Source organism: Thomasclavelia sp. (assembly GCF_017889095.1).
Lineage (GTDB): Bacteria > Bacillota_I > Bacilli_A > Erysipelotrichales > Coprobacillaceae > Thomasclavelia.
In genome coordinates this window covers 1-2,843 of sequence record NZ_JAGHEW010000358.1, presented here as the reverse complement: position 1 = coordinate 2,843, position 2,843 = coordinate 1, and the positions used below count along the sequence as shown (strand labels likewise).

5 protein-coding genes are annotated in these 2,843 nt (G+C 28.1%); 4 read left to right on the top strand and 1 reads right to left on the bottom strand.

Annotated elements, in window-relative coordinates:
* The 4 genes from J7M77_RS15215 to J7M77_RS15200 form a co-directional block, all read left to right on the top strand.
* Nucleotides 1–756, top strand: a 756-nt coding sequence (locus J7M77_RS15215) for a ZIP family metal transporter (protein WP_296880100.1), incomplete at its 5' end; no start/stop codon positions are given.
* A gap of 77 nt (nucleotides 757–833) precedes the next feature.
* Nucleotides 834–1,010, top strand: a complete 177-nt coding sequence (locus J7M77_RS15210) for a hypothetical protein (RefSeq protein WP_296880098.1) — start codon at nucleotides 834–836, stop codon at nucleotides 1,008–1,010.
* Between the two features lie 270 nt (nucleotides 1,011–1,280).
* Nucleotides 1,281–1,451, top strand: a complete 171-nt coding sequence (locus tag J7M77_RS15205) for a hypothetical protein (protein ID WP_296880097.1) — start codon at nucleotides 1,281–1,283, stop codon at nucleotides 1,449–1,451.
* Between the two features lie 320 nt (nucleotides 1,452–1,771).
* Nucleotides 1,772–2,251, top strand: a complete 480-nt coding sequence (locus J7M77_RS15200) for a hypothetical protein (RefSeq protein WP_296880095.1) — start codon at nucleotides 1,772–1,774, stop codon at nucleotides 2,249–2,251.
* 182 nt (nucleotides 2,252–2,433) lie between these two features.
* Here J7M77_RS15200 and J7M77_RS15195 read toward each other — a convergent pair.
* The coding region (locus J7M77_RS15195; protein WP_367237039.1) for a methyltransferase domain-containing protein at nucleotides 2,434–2,843 on the bottom strand (410 nt) is incomplete at its 5' end.

Sequence of the window (2,843 nt, the reverse complement as noted above, 5' to 3'; positions counted from 1 at the left end):
GTCATGATACCGTTTATTGGAACAGCTGCTGGTGCTGGCTGTGTCTATTTCATGAAAGATAAAATGAGTAATATGCTTTTAAAAGCGTTGTTAGGATTTGCTTCAGGGGTAATGGTAGCAGCTTCAATTTGGTCGTTATTGATTCCAGCAATGGATATGTCTGAATCACTTGGAAAGTTGGCTTTTATTCCGGCTGCAGTTGGTTTTATATTAGGGATTTTGTTTTTATTACTACTAGATCATGTGATACCACACATGCATTTAGATAATCAAGAAGAAGGTCCTAAAAGTCATCTGCAAAAAACAACGATGTTAGTTTTAGCAGTAACTTTGCATAATATTCCTGAAGGAATGGCTGTCGGTGTTTTATTTGCCGGGCTAGTAGCCGGTAGTGAAGGAATCACATTTGCCGGAGCAGTAGCTTTATCTTTAGGAATTGCAATTCAAAACTTTCCTGAAGGAGCAATTATCTCTATGCCATTAAAAGCTAATGGATTATCTAAACACCGTTCATTTTTATATGGAGCATTATCAGGGATTGTTGAACCAATTGGAGCAGCAATAACAATTATGTTATCATCATTAGTAGTTCCTATTTTGCCATATTTATTAGCTTTTGCTGCTGGTGCCATGATTTATGTTGTTATTGAAGAATTAATTCCTGAAGCATCTGAAGGAGAACATAGCAATATTGCAACAATTGGTTTTGCAATTGGTTTTGTTGTAATGATGATCTTAGACGTTGCCTTAGGATAATCTTTACTTAAACTTAACTGTCTTTGCCTTTTTTCGTAATAATCTTTTAATATAATAAGATTGAAAGGTGAGCGAGGATGAAAAATAAAGTAATAACGGTTTTATCACTACTAACAACAGTTATAATAAAAAGTATTTCTAATGTCTTTGCATTAGAAAAAAGCAATACAAATTTACCAGGAAATGTATTAATTTTATTAGTCCCCTTTATGTTAGGATTAATTTATATGGCATTTAAAAATGAAACTAAGTAAAGAAATCTTAACAAATATTTAAGTTTAAACTGGTATTTATTAAAATGAAGGTAAGCTAAAATAAAAGGTGGGTATAGAAGATAATGTCTTTAGTCCTTTTATGCACATTTATACCTATTTATTTTAATAACTTTCCAATTGAAAACAACAGTTTGATTGCTGTTGTTTTCATTTTTATTTTAAAATTTAACATTGATTTAACATATCAGTGGTATCATAAGCATATATGGTATAATAAGATATAGATAGATCAATGAGGAGGCTTAGAAAATGAATAAATTAGCTTTGGTGGCGCTTGGCTTATTTATTATCGTCGAGATATTATTAGGGGATGTTGTTATATGTGGGATACCACTTTGGTTAGCAGGTTTAATTTTATTTAGTGTAAGCTGGATGGCTTATGTGGGGATCAAGGATGAGGTAAAAATTATAGATGGATAGTAAGATAATTAATATTATACAACAATAAAGAGAAGTAGTTGATGTTGTAAGTTAAAATGCTGATATAGTCTATAATAAAATGAATTATTAAAATATATGTAAAAAACAGTAAAAAAAGTATATAGAAAGGATGCGTTATGGGGTAAAAAATATTAATAAAGATTTATATGATAAAAATAGTATATTAAAAAAAGATGAATTACTATATGAAGAGTATCGTATGATTTTGATAAATGAAAATAAATCTTTGAAAAGGTCAATTAATTAAAGGTTTTGAAACATTTATCTTGTAAAGTATTGCTTCATAACAGGTACTTATAATGAAAAATGTTTTTAAGTGTTCGAATAGTAAAGAAATTAATTATTTGTCTGGAATTCCAACTTTTAAGATTGAAATCAATCAAGAGGGAATAATACTATCACCAAATAAACAAAAAAGAATGAAAAAAAGAGAATTTCTATATTTAGACATCGATAAAATAGAATTATCTTATATCGCTGGGCAATATTCAACTGCAATCGCAATCAATAAAACTGTTAGTTATTACTATGATTTAAATATCTATTTAAATGGTCAAAAGTATATTTTAGAATTCAGTAAATTAGCGGAGTTAAAAAATTGTATAGATATGTTGGAAAAATTTGAAATTGTAGTTGATGATCCAATTGGTATTTATGATATCTTAAATACCAAAAGTGAGTATGAGGTAGAAAAATATTTGATTAGAAATTCAAAACAACTTAAAGAAAAGTTGAAAAATGATGATACAAGAACATTTGAGAGTTATATAACTGAGTAATTAAGTTCTATCAATAATTAAAAAATAAAAGTATCTTATGAAAAATAGATAATGTCTAAATTTATGATGTGAAGATGTTTGTATTTTAAATAAAAAACTGTTTTTAGAAATATCGTTTTATTGTTCATTTATTATGACTGAAAAATATTTAAAAATGATAGTATTTAAAAAGGCGTAATTTTTTACGCCTTTTTTGCACTAATTAATAACATCATTGGTCGTCTTAATTCATCTTGCATTCCTGGTAGATTCATCATTTCTGCTAGCGGTTTTGGTTCAACGATATTAGTTAAAACAAATCCGGCCTTTAATAAAGTTTGTAAATAAGTAGTTAAAGTACGATGATATTTAGTTACTGGCTCGTTTAAGAAAATAGCTTCACGCTTTCCTTCAAAGTAATAATTATCAACCGGAAAATGCATGATTTCCTGATTATCACCATAATACCAGTCCTGTTTACCTTCGCTTGTAAAAACAGGATGTTCAACAGAGAAAACTAAATTACCACCTGGTTTTAACCAATCATAAATATTAGAGATTAATTTTTGATAATCTTCTATGTAATGAAAAGCTAAAGAACTTAAAATAATAT